General features: G+C 60.8%; 20 protein-coding genes. 5 read left to right on the forward strand and 15 right to left on the reverse strand.

The annotated features are described in order from the left end of the window. Window positions 1-30 precede the first annotated feature (30 nt). Window positions 31-582 (reverse strand): cytochrome b, encoded by a 552-nt coding sequence (locus tag IH404_RS26585; RefSeq protein WP_194439470.1) that lies wholly within the window; start codon window positions 580-582, stop codon window positions 31-33. Between the two features lie 272 nt (window positions 583-854). Here IH404_RS26585 and IH404_RS26590 point away from each other — a divergent pair, with 272 nt between their 5' ends. Together IH404_RS26590 and IH404_RS26595 are read left to right on the forward strand one after the other, a co-directional pair. Then, window positions 855-2,261, forward strand: a complete 1,407-nt coding sequence (locus tag IH404_RS26590) for an adenosylmethionine--8-amino-7-oxononanoate transaminase (protein ID WP_194439471.1) — start codon at window positions 855-857, stop codon at window positions 2,259-2,261. Window positions 2,262-2,331: 70 nt separating this feature from the next. Continuing rightward, window positions 2,332-3,051: a 16S rRNA (uracil(1498)-N(3))-methyltransferase gene (locus IH404_RS26595; RefSeq protein ID WP_005792227.1), complete on the forward strand. Its 720-nt coding sequence runs from the start codon at window positions 2,332-2,334 to the stop codon at window positions 3,049-3,051. Window positions 3,052-3,060: 9 nt separating this feature from the next. Here the strand turns inward: IH404_RS26595 and IH404_RS26600 are convergent, their stop codons facing one another. Both IH404_RS26600 and IH404_RS26605 read right to left on the reverse strand, forming a co-directional pair. After that, window positions 3,061-3,963, reverse strand: a complete 903-nt coding sequence (locus tag IH404_RS26600) for a transporter substrate-binding domain-containing protein (protein ID WP_005792229.1) — start codon at window positions 3,961-3,963, stop codon at window positions 3,061-3,063. Between the two features lie 66 nt (window positions 3,964-4,029). Beyond that, window positions 4,030-5,271, reverse strand: a complete 1,242-nt coding sequence (locus IH404_RS26605) for a D-amino acid dehydrogenase (protein ID WP_005792230.1) — start codon at window positions 5,269-5,271, stop codon at window positions 4,030-4,032. Between the two features lie 108 nt (window positions 5,272-5,379). On the opposite strand from IH404_RS26605, the gene IH404_RS26610 reads away from it, so the two are divergent. Beyond that, window positions 5,380-6,282, forward strand: a complete 903-nt coding sequence (locus IH404_RS26610) for a LysR family transcriptional regulator (protein WP_194439472.1) — start codon at window positions 5,380-5,382, stop codon at window positions 6,280-6,282. Window positions 6,283-6,306: 24 nt separating this feature from the next. On the opposite strand, the gene IH404_RS26615 is transcribed toward IH404_RS26610, so the two are convergent. Next, entirely contained in the window at window positions 6,307-6,924 is a 618-nt protein-coding gene (locus tag IH404_RS26615) for a hemolysin III family protein (RefSeq protein ID WP_122735908.1), read from the reverse strand. Between the two features lie 144 nt (window positions 6,925-7,068). Here IH404_RS26615 and IH404_RS26620 point away from each other — a divergent pair, with 144 nt between their 5' ends. Further along, a complete protein-coding gene (locus IH404_RS26620) occupies window positions 7,069-7,983 on the forward strand; it encodes a LysR substrate-binding domain-containing protein (RefSeq protein ID WP_122735907.1) in 915 nt (304 codons plus the stop codon). Window positions 7,984-8,119: 136 nt separating this feature from the next. Here the strand turns inward: IH404_RS26620 and madM are convergent, their stop codons facing one another. The 10 genes from madM to IH404_RS26670 form a co-directional block, all read right to left on the reverse strand. Further along, a complete protein-coding gene (gene madM, locus IH404_RS26625; RefSeq protein WP_046069909.1) occupies window positions 8,120-8,884 on the reverse strand; it encodes a malonate transporter subunit MadM in 765 nt (254 codons plus the stop codon). A 1-nt stretch (window position 8,885) separates the two neighbouring features. Further along, window positions 8,886-9,290, reverse strand: a complete 405-nt coding sequence (gene madL, locus IH404_RS26630) for a malonate transporter subunit MadL (protein ID WP_046069910.1) — start codon at window positions 9,288-9,290, stop codon at window positions 8,886-8,888. Window positions 9,291-9,357: 67 nt separating this feature from the next. Beyond that, on the reverse strand, window positions 9,358-10,257 hold the full coding sequence (mdcH, locus tag IH404_RS26635) for a malonate decarboxylase subunit epsilon (protein ID WP_122735906.1): 900 nt from the start codon (window positions 10,255-10,257) through the stop codon (window positions 9,358-9,360). Beyond that, a complete protein-coding gene (locus IH404_RS26640; protein ID WP_122735905.1) occupies window positions 10,254-10,850 on the reverse strand; it encodes a malonate decarboxylase holo-ACP synthase in 597 nt (198 codons plus the stop codon). The genes mdcH and IH404_RS26640 overlap by 4 nt, the downstream gene beginning before the upstream one ends. Then, window positions 10,844-11,614, reverse strand: coding sequence for a biotin-independent malonate decarboxylase subunit gamma (gene mdcE, locus IH404_RS26645; protein WP_122735904.1), 771 nt, complete (start codon window positions 11,612-11,614; stop codon window positions 10,844-10,846). Before mdcE ends, IH404_RS26640 begins: the two co-directional genes overlap by 7 nt. Beyond that, window positions 11,611-12,453 carry a biotin-independent malonate decarboxylase subunit beta gene (locus tag IH404_RS26650; protein WP_194439473.1) on the reverse strand — a complete coding sequence of 281 codons (843 nt, stop codon included), beginning with the start codon at window positions 12,451-12,453 and terminating at the stop codon, window positions 11,611-11,613. Before IH404_RS26650 ends, mdcE begins: the two co-directional genes overlap by 4 nt. Further along, window positions 12,446-12,745: a malonate decarboxylase subunit delta gene (locus tag IH404_RS26655; RefSeq protein WP_122735902.1), complete on the reverse strand. Its 300-nt coding sequence runs from the start codon at window positions 12,743-12,745 to the stop codon at window positions 12,446-12,448. The genes IH404_RS26650 and IH404_RS26655 overlap by 8 nt, the downstream gene beginning before the upstream one ends. After that, window positions 12,745-13,578: a triphosphoribosyl-dephospho-CoA synthase gene (locus tag IH404_RS26660; protein WP_122735901.1), complete on the reverse strand. Its 834-nt coding sequence runs from the start codon at window positions 13,576-13,578 to the stop codon at window positions 12,745-12,747. Before IH404_RS26660 ends, IH404_RS26655 begins: the two co-directional genes overlap by 1 nt. Beyond that, complete coding sequence (mdcA, locus tag IH404_RS26665) at window positions 13,579-15,249, reverse strand: malonate decarboxylase subunit alpha (RefSeq protein WP_194439474.1); 1,671 nt, start codon at window positions 15,247-15,249, stop codon at window positions 13,579-13,581. It lies immediately after the preceding gene. A gap of 358 nt (window positions 15,250-15,607) precedes the next feature. Beyond that, entirely contained in the window at window positions 15,608-15,862 is a 255-nt protein-coding gene (locus tag IH404_RS26670; RefSeq protein WP_122735899.1) for a DUF6124 family protein, read from the reverse strand. Window positions 15,863-16,295: 433 nt separating this feature from the next. Here IH404_RS26670 and IH404_RS26675 point away from each other — a divergent pair, with 433 nt between their 5' ends. Next, window positions 16,296-16,583 (forward strand): HigA family addiction module antitoxin, encoded by a 288-nt coding sequence (locus IH404_RS26675; protein WP_194439476.1) that lies wholly within the window; start codon window positions 16,296-16,298, stop codon window positions 16,581-16,583. 120 nt (window positions 16,584-16,703) lie between these two features. Here the strand turns inward: IH404_RS26675 and IH404_RS26680 are convergent, their stop codons facing one another. After that, window positions 16,704-18,248, reverse strand: a complete 1,545-nt coding sequence (locus tag IH404_RS26680; RefSeq protein ID WP_122736023.1) for a Fic family protein — start codon at window positions 18,246-18,248, stop codon at window positions 16,704-16,706. Window positions 18,249-18,330 lie beyond the last annotated feature (82 nt).

Here is an 18,330-nt window from a genome sequence, read left to right on the forward strand (position 1 = left end):
TTTCTATTCCTTGTGAGTCGAGGTTGAACATCAGGCTTTGCGCCCCAGCATTCGTGTCAGGGTCGCATCACGATCGATAAAGTGGTGTTTCAATGCAGCCACGCCATGCAAACCGGCGAAGACCACCAACACCCAGGCCAGGTAAAGATGCACCCAACCGGCTGTGTCTGCCTGGTCCGGTAGACCGGAAACCACGGCAGGAATTTCAAACAGACCAAACACCGGGATACCGACACCGTCTGCGGTGGAAATCAGGTAACCGGCAATCATCACGGCAAACAGCCCGAAATACAGGAAAGCGTGCCCAAATGCAGCACCGATCCGCGTCAGGCGGCTATAGCTGGCCAGCGGTGGCGGCGGCGGGCTGACCAGGCGCCAGACGATACGTACCAGCATGATCGCGAACAGCGTGATGCCAATGCTCTTGTGCAGGTCCGGCGCATCTTTGCGCCAGGCGCTGTAGTAGTCGAGGCCGACCATCCACAAGCCCAGGGCGAATAAACCGAACACCACCAGGGCTACGCCCCAGTGCAAAACCATGCTGACCCAACCATAGCGGGCCGGCGAATTGCGTAGCTGCATGTACTTAATCCCGTAAGAACTGTGCCCAAGACTAGCGTTTTACCTATCGAATTAAAGCGGAAAATTTCGCTTTGAAATATCGAGAAATACGATGAAGAGGCTAGGTATCATAAATTAACAAGGGATTAAGACTATTCCCAAGAAACGCGACAGACCGTCCTGCATTTACCGCCAATTGCCCCACAATGGCTTGTGACACTCGCCACCATTGCATAGGCTTGCGCGATTGTTTCGCCTGCGCGCGCCGCAGGACCGCTTCGAGGAGATCACCGATGGGCTTGAACAACCAGTGGATGCAACGCGACCTCGCGGTGCTGTGGCATCCCTGCACCCAGATGAAAGACCACCAGCAACTGCCGCTGATTCCGATCAAGCGCGGTGAAGGCGTATGGCTGGAAGACTTCGAAGGCAAACGCTACCTCGACGCCGTCAGCTCCTGGTGGGTCAACGTGTTCGGCCACGCCAACCCGCGCATCAACCAGCGCATCAAGGACCAGGTCGATCAGTTGGAGCATGTGATCCTCGCCGGTTTCAGCCACCAGCCAGTGATCGAGTTGTCCGAGCGCCTCGTGCAGATGACGCCTGAAGGCCTGACGCGCTGCTTCTACGCCGATAACGGCTCATCCTGTATCGAAGTCGCATTGAAGATGAGCTTTCACTACTGGCTCAACCGTGGCCTGCCGAACAAGAAGCGCTTCGTCACCCTGACCAACAGCTACCACGGCGAAACCATCGCCGCGATGTCGGTAGGCGACGTGCCGTTGTTTACCGAGACCTACAAGGCGCTGCTGCTCGACACCATCAAAGTGCCAAGCCCCGATTGCTACCTGCGCCCCGACGGCATGAGCTGGGAAGAACACTCGCGCAACATGTTCCTGGCCATGGAACAGACCCTGGCTGACCACCACGATACCGTTGCCGCGGTGATCGTCGAGCCACTGATCCAGGGCGCCGGCGGCATGAGGATGTACCACCCGGTGTACCTCAAGCTGCTGCGCGAGGCCTGCGACCGCTACGGCGTGCACTTGATCCACGACGAAATCGCCGTGGGCTTCGGCCGCACCGGCAGCATGTTCGCCTGTGAACAGGCCGGCATCCGCCCGGACTTCCTGTGCCTGTCCAAGGCCCTCACCGGCGGCTACTTGCCGCTGGCCGCCGTGGTCACCACCGAAGATGTCTACAGTGCCTTCTACGACGACTACCCTACCCTTCGCGCCTTCCTGCACTCCCACAGCTACACCGGCAACCCGCTGGCGTGCGCGGCAGCCTTGGCGACGCTGGATATCTTTGAAGAAGACAACGTGATCGAAAACAACAAGGCCCTGGCCCAGCGCATGGCGACCGCCACCGCGCACCTGGTGGACCATCCTCACGTTGCGGAAGTGCGCCAGACGGGCATGGTGCTGGCGATCGAGATGGTGCAGGACAAAGCCACCAAGGCCGCCTACCCGTGGCAGGAACGCCGTGGCTTGAAGGTATTCGAACACGCACTGGAGCGTGGCGCGCTGTTGCGGCCACTGGGCAGCGTGGTGTATTTCCTGCCGCCCTATGTGATTACACCGGAGCAGATCGACTTCCTGGCCGAAGTGGCCAGCGAGGGGATTGATATCGCCACTAACAGCAACGTCAGTGTGGCGGTGCCGAAAGATTTTCACCCAGGCTTTCGTGACCCGGGTTGATACCAACCCCTGTAAGAACCGACTTGCCACAGCAAGCTCGCTCCTGCATACACCTCTTCAGAGAACAGAAATGAGACTGTCCCGCTTTTTCACCGACACCCCGCTGAGCCTCGGCGATCACGAACTTCCCGAAGCCCAGGCGCACTACATCAGCCGTGTGTTGCGCATGGGTGAAGGCGATGCCGTGCAGCTGTTCGACGGCTCTGGCCAGGAGTTTAGTGGCACGCTGCTGGAAGTCGGTAAAAAACGCGTCACCGTGCAACTGACGCGAAGCTTTGCCGGCCAAGATGAATCGCCGCTGCACATCCACCTCGGCCAGGGCCTGTCCCGGGGTGAGCGCATGGATTGGGCGATCCAGAAAGCCACTGAACTGGGCGTCAATGCGATCACACCGATCTTCAGCGAGCGCTGCGAAGTGCGCCTCAAGGATGAGCGCGCCGACAAACGCCTGCTGCACTGGCGTCAGGTTGCCATCAGCGCGTGCGAGCAGTGTGGGCGTTCAACGGTGCCGGTGATTCACGCACCGGTGTTGCTGGCCGACTGGCTGAAGCAAACTGAAGCCGACCTGAAACTGGTGCTGCACCCAGTCGCCGAGCCGATGATCAGTCACGCGAAGCCTTCGAGCCTGGCGTTTCTGATCGGGCCGGAAGGTGGCTTGACCGACGGCGAAGTCGACACCGCCCAAGGCGCTGGCTTCCATGCTGCGCGGTTGGGGCCACGGGTATTACGTACCGAAACCGCGCCCGTGGTGGCGCTGTCGGTCGCCCAGCAACTCTGGGGTGATTTCTAAACGGAGCGATCACTCCACCGGATCACTCACCGGCTTGGCAATGATCGCCTTCAACTCGCTGGTCATCGGGAATTCCAGGTTCAGACCCTTCGGCGGGATCGGCTGTTCAAACCAGCGCTGGTAAATCCCGTTGATCTCTCCCGAACGGTACAGATCACCCAAAGTCTCGTTGACCACGGCGAGAAACTGCGGGTCGTCCTTGCGCACCATGCAGCTGTAGATCTCCCGCGACTGCTCCTCGCCCACCACCACCCAGTGGTGCGGGTCCTTGGCCTTGGCGCGCTCGCCGTAAAGCAACGCATCATCCATATAGAACGCGACCGCACGGCCGGTCTCGAGCATCTTGAAAGCCTCGCCATGGTCCTTGGCGCTAATCACGAACATATTGGCTTTGTGTTCAGCGTTGTAACTTTTGAGAAAGCGTTCATTGGTGGTGCCGGCAGTGGTCACCACGTTCTTGCCCTTGAGGTCGACAAAGCCTTTGATCCCGCTGTCCTTGGCCGTTAGCAACTGCCCCTTCACGTAGATGAACCCGTAGGAAAATGCTACCTGCTTCTGCCGCTCGGCGGTCACGCCGGTGGAGCCACATTCCAGATCGACGGTGCCGTTCTGCACCAGCGGGATACGGGTTTGGGACGTCACCAGGTTGTACTTCACCTTGAGCTCACTCACCCCGATTTTCTGCTGGATGCGCTCGACAATCTTGCTCGCCAGATCCACCGAGTAGCCCATCGGCTTGCCACTGTTATCCCCAATGTAAGAAAACGGCACCGACGCATCGCGATACCCCAGGGTGATGGCCTTGGCGCTGGCGATCTTGCTCAAGGTGCCCTCCAGAGGCGTTTCGGCCGCATGGACGTTTGCCCCCAACAAAAGCCCCAGGGTGCAGCCGGTCAACAGGATCTTTTTCATTGTTATTCTCCGTTGGTTTTTGAGGTTATTTACGTACCGCAATCACGCCGCGTTACAGGGGTATCCTCAAGCGGCGCGGGGCGTCAGGCCCTGCATATCAATGGAAGGGGAACGCTGATCGATCAACTCGGCCAGCAGTTGGCCGCTACCGCAGGCCAGGGTGAAGCCCAGTGCGCCATGCCCCAGGTTCAACCACAAATTGCGGTAGGCGCTGGCACCGATCAACGGCACGCCCGTCGGTGTTGCCGGGCGCATACCGGCCCACTCGACCGCATGGGCGTAGTCACCGGCCAAAGGAAACGTTTCCAGCGCCTGACGCTTTATCAAGGCCAGGCGCTTGGGCTCAAGACGCGCATCAAAGCCGACAATATCCACCATGGCCGCGATCCGCAGTTGCTCACCAATGCGCGCGTAAACGATCTTGCGGTCATAGTCGGTGATGCTCACGTTCGGCGCCTTGTGCTGCGCGCCGATCGGCACGCTCAGGCTGTAGCCCTTGAGCGGATACAGCGGCAGGGACAAGCGCGGCAATGCCAACTCGGCGCTGCGATGCCCGGCAGCCAATACCAGTTGGTCGACCGGCATCACTTCATGGCCCAACTCGATGGCCTGCACCGCACCGTCGGCGTGACGAATCCCGGTAACCTTGCGCCCCAGCAAAAATGTGCAACGCCCGGACGCTTCCAACCTTGCAGCCAGGCGTTGGCAAAAGGAATGGCAGTCTGCAACTTCTTCACTGGGCGTATAGATGCCTCCGACAAAACCCTGCACCGCCAACGAAGGTTCCAGGCGTTGGCAATCGGCCATCGACAGGACCTGCTGCTGCAGGATGTCAGTGACGTTGGCGCGTGCACGCTCAAACGTCTCGGCATTGCGAAAGGTCACCAGCTTGCCGTTGCGCCGCCAGTCGAAGCCGTCCAGGCGATCATCGACACGCCATTGCTGCAAGGTGCCTTGACTCAGGCTCGCCAGCCGCAGCAAGTGGGCAGCGTTGCGCTTGTTCACCGAGCCCCGGCAGGCACCGATGAACGCGGCCATCCAGCGCCATTGCTGGAGGTCAAGCCGTGGGCGCAGCTTCAGCGGCGAGTCGCCGCGCAACAGCCACCCAATCGCCTGCAGCGGCACGCCCGCGTCGGCCAATGGCGCAACATAGCGATAGGACAGCTGCCCACCGTTGGCGAAACTGGTTTCGCTGCCCAAGGTATCGCGGGCGTCGATCACCGTTACCTCATGGCCAGCCCGTACCAAAGCATAAGCACTGGCCAAGCCGATAACCCCACCACCGATGATGCAAACCTGCCTGGCCATCCCAGCCCCCGACCGTTGATTAACTGAAGACCAAGCGTAGGCGCAGGTGACAGGCCACCGACAATGAATAAAGATGGGTCACCTATAAACAAAGGTTATGGACTTGCCATGCGCTTGCGTCATATCGAAATCTTCCAGGCCATTCGCCAGACTGGCTCGATCAGTGCTGCCGCGCAGTTGCTGCACGTCTCGCAACCAGCGGTGACCAAAGTGTTGCAGCACGCCGAATTGCAGCTGGGCTTTGCGCTGTTTCTGCGGGTGCGCGGCAAATTGCAGCCCACGCCGGAAGCCTTGGCACTGGAAAGCGAGGTCGAGAAAGTCACCGAGAGCTTGCAAGGTGTAAGGCGTCTAGCCAAGAGCCTGCGCCGCGCCCCAGGGCAAAGCGTGCGCATTGGTGCGATTCCGGCGTTGGCCTTGTCGCTGCTGCCTCCGGCGATTCTGGAATGGAAGCGCGAATACCCCGACATGGCTTGCGAGCTGTCCAGCGACCATAGCCGTGAGCTGGTCCAGAAGTTGTTGATGCGCGAAATCGACCTGGCGCTGACCCTCAACTTTTCCGGCCATCCTGGGTTGACCACCCAGGTGCTGGCCAATGGCGTGCTGGTTGCATTGGCGTCCAAGGGCTATTGGTCGGCGGCTGAAATCAACCAGCCATTGCCGCTGAGCGAACTGGCGGGCGCGCCATTGATCGGGCTGTCCAGTGCTGATCCGCTGGCGACCAAGCTGGACAGCTACCTGGAGAACGTCGATCCACCGCCACGCGTGACCCTCTCGGTGCAAACCTATTCCCTGGCCCGGGCGATGGTGGAGTCAGGCGCCGGTTTGACGGTCATTGACCCCTTTACCGCCCTCGGCGCATCGACGGCAACCACCTGCATCCGCACCCTCACGCCACCCCTGCCGATCACCCTCTACGCCCTGACCCGTGGCGATGAACCACCGCCGCATATGCTGGCCAAGCTGCTGCAGATCTTCGGCAGTCGCGCCTGTGAGCTACTGGCACGTCTCTAATACCACCGAAGCCCCCTCCCACATTCAAAGCACGTAATGCATGATCGCCACAAAATGCAGCAGGCTGCCGCCAATCACAAACAAATGCCAGATCCCATGGGAATGGCGCAGGCGATCCTCCAGGGCAAAAAAGATAATGCCTACGGTGTACAACACACCGCCCGACGCCAACCAGATAAACCCGGCCGTGCCCAGCGCCGCTATCAGCGGTTTGACCGCCACCAGCACGATCCAGCCCATTATCGCGTAGATCACGATGGACAGAATCCGCGCCTCCGAGCGCGGCTTGATCTCTTGCAGGATGCCGATCACCGCCAGCCCCCACACAATCCCGAACAGCGTCCAACCCCAGGGCCCGCGCAGAGTCACCAGGCAAAACGGTGTGTAGCTGCCGGCGATCAACAGGTAGATCGAAAAGTGATCGACCTTTTGCATGATCTCTTTTCGCCGCCCCCGCACGCTGTGGTACACGGTCGACGCGCTGTACAGCACCATCAGGGTAAAGCCATAAATCGCCACGCTGACGATCTTCCAGGGGCTGCCGTCCAGGCTCGCCACCACCAACATCCACACGGCGCCAATACACGCCGCGACTGCACCGAGCAAATGGCTCCAGGCGTTGAACCGTTCCCCGTGATACATCTATCGTTAACCTCCCCTCATCGTTGACGACTGGCGGCAAGCCTCCAGCCTTGCGCATAAGAGTGCAAGCAGCGTGTGACGTTCCAGCGACGAGGGCTGCGTTTGCAGGCACAATCGAGCGCAATCGAACAAGAGCCCACGGCCATGCTGATCGACGAAGAGTTCACCCTCAAGAAGCTGGAAATCTTCCTGGCGTTCATGCGCACCGGCAACCTGGCCCGCGCCGCCGCCGAACTGCAAACCAGCAACGTCAGCGTGCACCGCGCCATCCACTCCCTGGAAAGTGCCCTGCGCTGCCCGCTGTTCAAACATGAAGGGCGCAACCTCACCCCGCTGGAAAGCGCCTACGTGCTCGAAGAGCGTGCGCAAAAGCTGATAGCCGATGTGGTCGAGGGAGTGCGCCTGACCCGCGAAGCCGCCGGCTTCTGCGCCGAACGCTTCAAGCTCGGCTCGCTGTACTCGCTGACGGTCAAGACCGTGCCGCAACTGATCATGGGCCTGAAGATCCGCCGCAGCGAACTCAATATCGACCTGATCCTGGGCTCCAATTTCGACCTGTTCTACAAGCTCAAGAACATGGAGGTGGATGCGATCCTCATCTCCCTGGACGATCACGCCAACGATCCGGACTGCGAGCAGATCGCGCTGTTCAGCGATGACATCTTCCTTGCCACACCGGCCGATTCCCCCCTGGACCGTCATCAGGAAATCGACCTGGCCGACGTGCGTGACGCCACCTTTATCACCCTCACCCAGGGCTTCGCCACCCATCAGGACGGCAACCGGGTGTTCAAGCAGGCGGGGTTCGAACCGAAGGTGGCGATGCAGGTGAACGATATCTTTACCTTGCTGAGCATGGTCAGCTCGGGGGTGGGTTATGCGCTGCTGCCTGGGCGGATTGCAGCGGTGTATGAGAACCGCGTGAAGCTGATACCGCTGCAACCCAGGTATCGGTTGCAGCAGCAGATCGGCGTGGTGTTCTTGAAGGCCAAGGAGCGTGACCCGAACCTGCTGGCGTTGTTGGCGGAGTGTCGAATGTATGCCAATCGCCAGGCTTGAGAATGCCATCGGGGGCAAGTCGAATCGTCGCACCGCCCCTCCCACACTTGACCGAGTTCCAACCTGAGAATGCGGTCAAAATGTGGGAGGGGGCTTGCCCCCGATTGCGCCCGACCAAACACCACAGTCCGCAAACCTAACCCACCAACCCACGCACAATGAAGTACAACAGCGAAGGCCCGAGCAAACACCCAAGCCCGGTATGAAACGTCGCCGTCAGCGCCCCATACGGCACCAGCCGCCGATCCGTCGCCGCCAGGCCCGCCGTCACGCCACTCACGGTGCCGGCCAACCCACCGAACACCATCGCCGAACGCGGGTTATCCAGGCCCATCCAGCGCGCCGCCACCGGCGTGCCAACCATCACCAGTATTGCCTTGATCAAGCCCGTTGCGATCGACAGCGCCATCACATCCGAGGTCGCGCCAATCGCCGCGCCGGTCACGGGGCCGACGATGTAGGTTACAGCGCCAGCCCCGATAGTGGTCATGCTGATCGCATCGCGATAACCAAAGGCCCAGGCCATGCTCGCGCCAACGATAAACGGCAGGATCGTGCCCAGCAGCAGTGCAATCACGCCGATCATCCCGGCCTTGCGCGCCTCGGTGGCTTGCACTTCGAACGCCGTGGCGACGATGGCGAAGTCACGCAACATCGCACCGCCCATCAGGCCGATCCCGGAAAACAGCGCAAGGTCCGCCAGGCCCTTTTGCCCACCCGTGAGGGTGCCGCCGACCCAGGCCAGAACCAGGCCGATGACGATGGCAATCGCCGAGCCATGAATGCGCCCGAAGGTCAGGCGCTTGGACAGCACCACGGAAATCCACATCACCACGCCAACGAACGCAAAAGCGGTAATCAGGCCGTTATGTTCCAAGCCTTTTTCAATGAGATCCCACATATCAGCGACCTCCCGCGACGAGAATCAGCGGCTCTTCGGGCGGCAAGGGCTCGCCCTTGTGGGTGCGGCTGATCAAGGCGATGGTGCAGCCACACACCACGACCGAACCAATGGCCGCGAGCACTGCAACCGGGCCGCCATGCAGCGCCGTTACTACGTTTTGCTGCGCCGCCATCGCCACCACCACCGGGATGTACATGGCGCCCCAGAAACCCACGCCCATCTCGCAGTCCTTGGTCATGCCGCCGCGCTTTTGCATCCACAATCGCGCGCAGATCAGCAGGATCATCGCGATCCCCACGCCACCCACGTTGGATTTGACGCCCAGCAACACGCCGAGCATGTCACCCATGATCACGCCCGCAAGCGTGCAGATCGCCAGCAATGCCACACCGTAGATAATCATTGTCGTTGTCCTCAAAGTGCTCGTTCGAAATTGTTGTTGTTGTGCTTCGAAAGCCTTGGGTGTTGCTTTATCGGTGGCGGCGTTCCTCCTCTTGCAGCAGGGCCTGCAAGGTATCCAGGCGTGCGCCTTCGCAGGCGATCACCGTGCCTTGTTCGAACACGCGGCGTGACAGACCAGTGAGCACCGCGCCCGGGGGCAGTTCGATTTGCAGGCGCACACCGCGCTCGTAGGCGCTTTGCACGGTGCCGCGCCAGTCGACGACGCGGCACATGTTGAAGGCCAGGTCATCGCGCAGTTGCTCAGGGTTGTGGATAGGTCGCGCGCGCGTGCTGCTCAGGTAGGTGATGCGCGGCGCCTTGAGTGGCACGAACACTTGGGCAAGCACCTTGGCCGGCGCTTCCAGCAGCGCACAGTGGGACGGCACGCTTACTGCCAGACGCTTGGCGATGCCGTTGCCTTTGATGCGCTCGGCGACACGCTGCATCGCTTCATTGCTGCCGGCGATCACGGTCTGGTTGTCGGCGTTGATATTGGCCAGATACACCGGAGTTGCAGCGCTGTGGATATCTGCCAGCAAGGCTTCAACCGTGGATAAATCGGGGCCGATCAGGGCGGTCATGCCGTAGCCTTGTGGATAAGCCTGTTGCATCAGCTCGCCACGCAGGCTGACCAGTTTCAGCGCATCGGCGAAGTCCAGGGCGCCGGCGATGACGGCGGCCGGGTAGGCGCCGATGGACAGGCCCGCTACGTAGTCAGGCGTATGGTGCAACTGCTGGGCATGGGCAACGCCGACGATCAGCAGGCACAGTTGCACCGCACGCGTGCTCGCCAAGGCTTGCGCCGAATCGAGCTGACGCACATCTTCACCCAAGGCATCACTGGCTTCTTCCAGAACCTCGGCCGATAGCGCCTGGAGCATACCCGCCCGCTGAGCGCCCTGCCCCGGAAACACCAGGAGGCTGCTCATGCCACAGCCTGCCAAGGGTCGAGCACAAGGTGTGCGCCGCTGCTGGTTTTGAGCAGCACACGACGAGATACGCCGGCCCATTCGCGCAAGGCGACAGCGCCAAACGGGGTTTGCAGTTGCAGGTCCACGGCGCACGGCGCGGTGTCGAGTTTCGCCAGTAACGCCCGCGCCTCAAAGCGATCAAGCGGTTCGGGGGTGCGCAAAATCAAATCCAGGTCACTCATGACATGCAACGCTTCGACGCCGCTCGCCAATTCAAATCCGGCGCTACCGCTGACGCCCCAGTGGTGCTGCGCCAGCACTGGCCGCAGTTGATCGAGCGCCCGCAGCGCGGGTAAATCCCGTGGCGAGATCACCTGGCGCAAGTCTTCGGGCGCCACGCGCCGTTGCACCGCAGCAACAGGCATCACCGCCCCATAACGCTGCTCACGCAGACGCCCACGTACGCCAACCGCCACTTGACCCGCTTCGGTAATGGCGCGCCGCACCACTACTGGATGGCCGGCGCTCAGCGCGTCCTGCGCCCAGGCCGGAGCGTCAGCGGGCAGATGCGCGGGGGTCATGCCCCAGAGCAAGTCATGGGCGTTCACCATTGTTCCCGCAGCAGTTGGCGTACATGGCTTGAGGCGGCGCGATTAGTCGCACCGAGACGTCCTTTTAAATCAGGCTGCGCGACATCTTTGATCGCCTGCACCAGGCAATCGCTGACCCGTACCACATCGTCCGGCGTCGGCTGTTCAATCTGGCTCACCGACAAGGTCTCCCAGAGCAAACCCAGGCTGGCATAGCTGTCGATGTCATAGGCCATCGGCGGCACGCTGGCGGCCAGGGCTTCGAGTTCTTCGACGCTGCGCAGGGTCACCCGTGCGGCCGAAGCCTTGCCCATGGCGTGCACCATCACGCCGGGATCACGCAGGGCGATCAAGCGATTGGCCTGGTAACCGTGGGCCAGGAACGCGCCGGACATGGCCTTGCCCACCAGCAGTGCAATCACCGGGTGGCCGGCCAGGCGTGCGCGAGCGTAGCTGTCTGCGGCGGCGGCCAGGGCCTGGTGAATGCCGAGCGCCTCTTCACGACGGCCGTAGGCTTGGCTGGGCACATCGACAATGGCGATCAGCGGGCGTTTGTCACCCCTCTCGATGGCTTCATCGACGGCCTTGGCAAGCCCCCAACCTTCCAGCAATCCGACTTCGCCATTGCGTGCACGCGGGAAGCGGTTATTGGGGTCGGTGACCACGGCGATAAAGCGCACCGCCTGTTCACCCAATACGCCGTCTGCGACTTTCAATGAGTCCGGCAAGCCCTCTACGAGTGTCGCGCCGACGCTCAATGCGTTGAACCATTGCAGCCCTCTCATGAACGTTCTCCCTGATACAGAGCGCGAACCGTCGCGGGCTCGATTTGCGCGGTTGCGTCCAGTTCGGCCAGCTTCGCCAGGTAGAAATCAGCACGCCGGCTGCGGGGTTGTTCGGGCGCACCTTGTTGCAACAGCGCGCTCACGGTTTGCTGGATCTGCGCCACATCGTCCGCCACATAACGGTCGGCCAAGCCACTGTTGAAACGTTGTTCGCCGCCGGTGAGGCTCCAGATGAAAGGCCGGTCGCGGGAGTCGTATTCTTCCAGCCCGGCCTCCTGTTCGATCACCTGCGGCCCGTTCAGCCCCAGGCGCGCTTCACGGGTGACCACCAGGTAGCTGCACAACCCGGCCGCGATGGACATGCCCCCAAAGCAGCCGACACTGCCTGTCACCACACCGATCACCGGCTGATACTGGCGCAGGTCGACAATCGCCGCGTGAATATCGGCAATCGCGGCGAGGCCCAGGTTGGCCTCCTGCAAACGCACGCCGCCGGTCTCCAGCAGCAGCACGGCGCGGGTCGGGATGCCATTGCGGTTATCCTCGGCGGCCAGTTCCAGAGCGCCTGCGATCTTCGCGCCGCCGACTTCGCCGAGGCTGCCGCCCTGGAAGTTACCTTCGATAGCGGCAATCACCACCGGTAGACCAGCGACGCTGCCTTTGGCGATGACCACGCCGTCATCCGCCTGGGGCACCACGCCCTGACGGCTGAGCCACGGCGACATGACGCGTTGAAACGGGTCGATCAGCTCGCGATAGGTGCCAGCATCCAACAACGCCTTGGCGCGCTGCCGCGCACCGAGTTCGACAAAGCTGTGCTTGGTGAGCAAATCAGTCATGGCCGATCTCCTCGAAACCTTGCTCCAGGCGCAAACGCACCACGCCGGGGGTGGCGCCGAAATCGTGGATATCAATCTTCAATGCAGGCGGTACCTGCTCCTGGAAGATACGTTCGAACAGGTGCTGCCAACGTTGCTGCGCACCGTTGACCGAGGTCTGCACCTGGATCGTCAGCGTGCCGGCTGTACCCGGTTCCAGCAGCACTTCGAGGTCGCCGGAACCGACGCAACCCACCAGCGCACGGCCTTTTGGCGGCTGCCCGGCAGGGAATTCAAAGGATAAGGTTTCCATCACAACGCTCCGTCGAGGCGGTCGATAAACAGGCAGGCGGCGAGCAAGTCGGCAGCGCCGCCAGGGGAGGCATTCAGGGCCAGGAGTTGCTGGTCCAGTGCGTGCAGTTGGCGACGGCCCGCGAGGGTTGCGCTACCGCCAGCGTCGAGCACGGCCTGGGCGCCTTGCTGCATGGCTTGAAGGCCTACAGTGCCGGCGCGGTAGAGCACGCAGGTGTCGGCCAGCTCGGTCATGATCGCGAGCAAGGCATCCAGGCGGGCATTCTGCTCACCGACGTTTTGCCCGCGGCTTTTATGCAGTTGCGGCAGGCCGCGTTGCATCACAGCGGGGAAGCCCAGTTGCGCTTCTTCACGGGCACCGCGTGCGCCGTAGCGCTGGGCGACCTGTGCGCCGTGGCTCAACGGTTGCGGCGCGAAGCGGTCTTTGAGCAGAGCTAGTTTGGCCGCGGTCAGGGTTACGGCGCGTGGTTGCAGGGCCGCTGCTGCGGTGAGCAAACCAAGGGCCCAGATTGCGCCGCGATGGGTATTTACGCCGTGGGTAGTGATGAGCATCGCTTGCTCGCCTTCACGGCCAATACGGCCGAGTGCTTCACGCAAGGGCACACCGACTTCACCGCATTCAAGGGCAGCCTCGGCCATTTCCTTGAACATCGGCCACAACGACAGCGCCGACGCGTGCATCAGGCCCAGGTGCAAATCGCTGTGAGCACCGTTGCCACGCCGGTCTACCAGGGCGGGTTTAGGCGACAAATCCGCTTCATCGATCAGCGCGTCGACGGCCATATCCGCCAGGCGATCGGCCAGGCTCAGTTCATGCTGTTTGAGAGCGCGCATTTACCAGCTCCTGAATTTGGCGGGCGGGTTGTACAAGCCGCCGGACCACTCCACCAGGTCGGCCACGCTCTTGGCGGCCAACAGTTCGCGGGTGGCGTCGGTGCGGCGGATACCCAAGTCTTCGGGCAAGGCAATCAAGCCTTCGCGGCGCATACGGGCGGTGTCCCTGGGGTTATGGCGCAGGCCGATGGCGGTCACCCCGGCGACGGCAGCGATCATTGCCTGGCGTTCTTCCAGGGAGCGCGCCTTGTAGAGGTAGGCGATACCTTCTTCGGTGAGCAAGTGGGTAACGTCGTCGCCGTAGATCATGATCGGCGCCAGGGGCATGCCGCTTTTGCGGGCCACTTCTACTGCGTCGAGGGTGTCGACAAAGGTCGGTTTGCCGCCTTCCTGGAAGGTCTCGACCATTTGCACCACGAGTTTTTTGCCGCGCTCAAGCAGCGCTTCCGGCGCATCGTCATGGCGCATATCCAGCCAGGCCGGTGTGCCGTGCCGACGACCACGTGGGTCGTGGCCCATGTTCGGCGCACCACCGAAACCGGCAAGGCGGCCACGGGTCACGGTGCTGGAATGCCCGTCGCCATCCACTTGCAGGGTGGCGCCGATAAACAGGTCCACCGCGTACTGGCCGGCCAGTTGGCAGAACATGCGGTTGGAGCGCATCGAGCCGTCGCGGCCGGTGAAGAACACATCCGGGCGCGCGGCGATGTAGTTTTCCATGCCCAGTTCGGTGCCGAAGCAGTGCACGCTCTCGACCCAACCGCTTTCAATCGCCGGGATCAGCGTGGGGTGTGGGTTGAGGGTCCAGTTGCGGCAGATCTTGCCCTTGAGCCCCAGGGATTCGCCGTAGGTGGGCAGGATCAATTCGATGGCGGCAGTGTTGAAGCCGATGCCATGGTTGAGGGACTGCACATTGTGTTTTTCGTAGATGCCACGGATCGCCATCATCGCCATCAACACATGCACCGGCTTGATATGGCGCGGGTCACGGGTGAACAGCGGTTCGATGTAGAACGGCTTGTCGGCCACCACCACGAAATCGACCCAGCTTGCGGGGATGTCCACACGGGGCAAGTCGGTGACGTCATCCACCAACTGGTTGACCTGCACAATGACGATGCCATCGCTGAACGCTGCGGGCTCGATCAGCGCCGGGGTGTCTTCGGTGCTGGCGCCGGTGTAGATATTGCCGGCACGGTCGGCCATGAAGCCGGCGGAGAGCACCACGTTGGGGATCAGGTCCACCACCAGGCGTGCGTAGAGTTCGATGTAGGTATGGATCGCGCCGATTTCCAGCAGGCCATCTTCCAGCAACTGGCTGATGCGCAGGGATTGGGTGCCGGCGAAAGAGAAATCCAGCTTGCGGGCGATGCCCTTTTCAAACAGGTCCAGGTGCTCGGAGCGCCCGACACTGGGCATGATCATGTGCAAATCGTGGAGCTTGGCCGGGTCGGCCTTGGCCAGGGAGCGCGAGAGGAAGTCGGCCTGTTTCTGGTTGTTGCCTTCCAGCACCACACGGTCGCCGGGGAGGATCAGCGCTTCCAGGGCCTCGACGATCCTGTCACTGGGCAGCACCGCCCCGTCTGCAATTTTTTTGACCAGCCCGAGCCGCCGCTGCTTCTCGTCGCGCCGCCGCGTCCAGCGCGAGTCGGGGGTGATGGTTGTTGTCATGGTCGCTCCACGGGGTTTGCTGTCGTGGGGCTGTACCTTAGGAGTGAATTCGGGGGCCATCAATCAAGCTCAGCGACAGACCGTTACGCCTGGAGTAACAAAGCTCAAAATGTGGGAGGGGGCTTGCCCCAATGCCAGTCAGTTAAGCGGTCATCGCCTACTGTAGGAGCGAGCTTGCTCGCGAAAAACGTCAACGATAACGGGGGCTTGCTGAATGAACGCAGCGCCTGTGAGTTTTTCGCGAGCAAGCTCGCTCCTACAAAAAGTCCTTAACTGACTGGCATTGGGGCAAGCCCCCTCCCACACTTGCTCAGTAGCGCCTGCTAGATAGCGGTCCCAAAAAAGGACCGATCAATCCCTATTTGGGACCGTTTCGAAATTCCGGCGAAGGGCTGATTTGCTCAAGTGCCCTATCGACCAACAACTGACCAAACTCTGCCATTTGCTGAATCCCGAGCATGATGGCGCGCTGGGAAGTGTCCAGGTCGAAGGCCAGGTTACAGGTGAGTGCGTTGAGGGAGGACAGGGTTTCGCTGGCGTTGACCAGCAGGGTTTCGGTGTTTTGGTGGGGGTTTACGGTGAAGAGGGGTGGATTGGGGGTAGGTTTGATCATGATGAAACTCCTAAACAGTCAGTAAGGAGCGCCACCGTTCGCTTGCACGCGAATGAGGGTGGCGACCGTGCGCAGGTGTGCAAGACCGGGCCTGTTTAGGACACCCAGCAGGTCCGAAGACCTCCTGCGCGCAGCCGCCATAAAGCAGCGAGCACAAAAAACGCCCGTTGGATGGCTGGGCGTTCATACGCCTAAACAGTTTCGTCGGACTTGCACGTCCGTGTCACCGTTTTTTGCGATGACGGGACGAAGACTAGGCGTGCGGACCTCTCACCACAAGTTCATGCACGGCCCAAAATCTTGCAGGAAAAATCCGAAGCCTTTTATGTCGAAGTGCGTGCAGGAAGTTTCATACAGCGTTTTGGGGTTGTTGCTTGGAACTGGTCCTTCTAGCCTTCGCGGTTGAATGCCCATAGTCGAAGGACGTACCAACATGCCGATGCACAACCCACCTCACCCAGGTGAAATTTTACTTGAGGACGTTATCCCAGCCTTGGGCATCACCATTACCGAGATGGCGCGACGTCTTGGCTTCGCCCGCGAGACTTTTTCAAGGATCCTGCATGGCCACGCCCCGGTCAGCCCGGACCTTGCCGTCCGGTTAGAGCGGGCCGGTGTAAGTACTGCACAGCTGTGGTTGTCGATGCAAAGTGCCTACGACCTGTGGCAGGCCGAGCATCGGGAGCAGCCGGTAATTGAACGCTTGGCGCGGATTGATTGAGGAATGGAGAAAGTGGGAGGCGCAAGTCGAATCGTCGCACCGCCCCTCCCACATTTGCTCAGTAGCGCCTGTTAGATAGCAGTCCACGAGAAGTTCATGCACGGCCCAAATCTGCCCCAATCAATCTTCGCCACTCCCCACCTCTCGCTCTTCAAATGCCGATCGCACGGCTTCCACAACACGCTCTGCACGGCCCGTATCGTCCAACTGCGGATAGGCTTTCTTCAGTTTCCCTGATACCTGCCAGCCATTTTCCTTGAGCGAGCGAATGATGCGGTTCGCGTCGTGATCCGGCATTTCCAGCACTTCCTTGAGCCGCTCCTGGGCAAGCTGGAAAATGATGAGTACCCGCGCTTCATCAGCCATCTCGGTACGGACGGTATGCGCCACGACCTGCGCCGTGTACAGCACGTGCTCGGTCAGATCGGGATAGCGCCATGCAAAGTGCGCGTCGTCGTAGTCATCGAAGACCAGGTTGCTTGAGGTGCCGTCTTCGTAGACGGCGACTTTTCCAAAACGATAGGACGCTGCATAGCGTTGCATAAATGGCCGCGAAAACACTTCCAACGTACGGTCATAACGCGCCCGAAAATCAATCGAACGGGTGATGGTGGCCGATACAGGCAGGATCACGCCCTCCGGCACCGCCTTATCACGAATCAAGATATCGTTGATCAAGAAACGATGAATCCGACCATTACCATCGCGCATCGGATGGATATACACAAAGGCAAAGGCAATTGCCGCCGCCCGGGCCAACGGCTCGGCGCCGCGTGTGGCTAGTTCGAATGCCTTTAGGCCACCGAGCAAGTGTGGCAGCCCCTCAAAGGCCGGCGCGATGTAGTGCACGATATCCTCGCGCATCGTCGCCTGCCCCACGAAGACCGGTGAGCGTCGCAAGCCCAGCCCGAACGCGTCGTGCCCCAAAATTCCGGCTTGCAACGTGTGCAGGCTGTCGTTGCTCAACGGATCCTCGATACGGCCGCAATACTTGGCAATCACGTGGGCAAACCGCTGAATCCTGTCGGCTTTGTCTGACTCTTGCTCGATCAGAAAGCTGGCCCGCGACTCCTTGAGCGTCAACCAGCTGGCCGTGCGCATCAGGATGTCAGTGCCAAAGGTTTGGTTCAGCTCGCGAAGGGCTTCGCCCAGGTCAAATTGCAGCACTTCTTGAACCGATTCGGTACGGCGGACCAAGGGGCAGAACGCTGGCACACCGGGAAGATTATTGTTTATCCGCCAGCGTCGTACCCGCAGAAGCTCAACACGCGTCAGGTAATGCTGCGCTGATACGGCGTCGACATAACCGCCATTGGTGACATCCGGCACATCAAGGTGCTGTCCCGTCAGCCACTCGTACAAGAATCCAGCGCGGCGAGCATATTGACCAAAGGGCGCTTGCCGGCACCAGTCTTCGATTGGTTTCGGGCCAACTGTGGCAAACAGACGGGCAAAAAACTCAAGGTGAATCTCTTCGTACTTGAGCCCAAATTCGAAATGCCCCGCGAAATCGTCCGACGGTTGGTAGCTGGCAGGATACTTGCGCTCGACATGTCCATCGCTCTCGCGGCTCATCCGTGTCCTACCGATTACCGATTCGACGCGTAGGGGTTGTGCAAGTGCGATACCGTATTGCTCGGCGAGTGCCTTGAAACCTACTTGCATCATCAAATCCCCTAACGAGCCATTAAAAATACTAACTCTGGGGGATAGTAGGCGAAAACAATAATCTCGCGCTCATGAAAAT

It is taken from the genome of Pseudomonas sp. OST1909 (genome assembly GCF_015277575.1).
Lineage (GTDB): Bacteria > Pseudomonadota > Gammaproteobacteria > Pseudomonadales > Pseudomonadaceae > Aquipseudomonas > Aquipseudomonas synxantha_A.

What these genes read in the sequence shown, in the direction of transcription:
- IH404_RS26585 (WP_194439470.1), bottom strand. Translation starts at nt 582, where the DNA reads ATGCAGCTACGCAATTCGCCGGCCCGCTATGGTTGGGTCAGCATGGTT.
- IH404_RS26590 (WP_194439471.1), top strand. Translation starts at nt 855, where the DNA reads ATGGGCTTGAACAACCAGTGGATGCAACGCGACCTCGCGGTGCTGTGG.
- IH404_RS26595 (WP_005792227.1), top strand. Translation starts at nt 2,332, where the DNA reads ATGAGACTGTCCCGCTTTTTCACCGACACCCCGCTGAGCCTCGGCGAT.
- IH404_RS26600 (WP_005792229.1), bottom strand. Translation starts at nt 3,963, where the DNA reads ATGAAAAAGATCCTGTTGACCGGCTGCACCCTGGGGCTTTTGTTGGGG.
- IH404_RS26605 (WP_005792230.1), bottom strand. Translation starts at nt 5,271, where the DNA reads ATGGCCAGGCAGGTTTGCATCATCGGTGGTGGGGTTATCGGCTTGGCC.
- IH404_RS26610 (WP_194439472.1), top strand. Translation starts at nt 5,380, where the DNA reads ATGCGCTTGCGTCATATCGAAATCTTCCAGGCCATTCGCCAGACTGGC.
- IH404_RS26615 (WP_122735908.1), bottom strand. Translation starts at nt 6,924, where the DNA reads ATGTATCACGGGGAACGGTTCAACGCCTGGAGCCATTTGCTCGGTGCA.
- IH404_RS26620 (WP_122735907.1), top strand. Translation starts at nt 7,069, where the DNA reads ATGCTGATCGACGAAGAGTTCACCCTCAAGAAGCTGGAAATCTTCCTG.
- madM (WP_046069909.1), bottom strand. Translation starts at nt 8,884, where the DNA reads ATGTGGGATCTCATTGAAAAAGGCTTGGAACATAACGGCCTGATTACC.
- madL (WP_046069910.1), bottom strand. Translation starts at nt 9,290, where the DNA reads ATGATTATCTACGGTGTGGCATTGCTGGCGATCTGCACGCTTGCGGGC.
- mdcH (WP_122735906.1), bottom strand. Translation starts at nt 10,257, where the DNA reads ATGAGCAGCCTCCTGGTGTTTCCGGGGCAGGGCGCTCAGCGGGCGGGT.
- IH404_RS26640 (WP_122735905.1), bottom strand. Translation starts at nt 10,850, where the DNA reads ATGGTGAACGCCCATGACTTGCTCTGGGGCATGACCCCCGCGCATCTG.
- mdcE (WP_122735904.1), bottom strand. Translation starts at nt 11,614, where the DNA reads ATGAGAGGGCTGCAATGGTTCAACGCATTGAGCGTCGGCGCGACACTC.
- IH404_RS26650 (WP_194439473.1), bottom strand. Translation starts at nt 12,453, where the DNA reads ATGACTGATTTGCTCACCAAGCACAGCTTTGTCGAACTCGGTGCGCGG.
- IH404_RS26655 (WP_122735902.1), bottom strand. Translation starts at nt 12,745, where the DNA reads ATGGAAACCTTATCCTTTGAATTCCCTGCCGGGCAGCCGCCAAAAGGC.
- IH404_RS26660 (WP_122735901.1), bottom strand. Translation starts at nt 13,578, where the DNA reads ATGCGCGCTCTCAAACAGCATGAACTGAGCCTGGCCGATCGCCTGGCG.
- mdcA (WP_194439474.1), bottom strand. Translation starts at nt 15,249, where the DNA reads ATGACAACAACCATCACCCCCGACTCGCGCTGGACGCGGCGGCGCGAC.
- IH404_RS26670 (WP_122735899.1), bottom strand. Translation starts at nt 15,862, where the DNA reads ATGATCAAACCTACCCCCAATCCACCCCTCTTCACCGTAAACCCCCAC.
- IH404_RS26675 (WP_194439476.1), top strand. Translation starts at nt 16,296, where the DNA reads ATGCCGATGCACAACCCACCTCACCCAGGTGAAATTTTACTTGAGGAC.
- IH404_RS26680 (WP_122736023.1), bottom strand. Translation starts at nt 18,248, where the DNA reads ATGCAAGTAGGTTTCAAGGCACTCGCCGAGCAATACGGTATCGCACTT.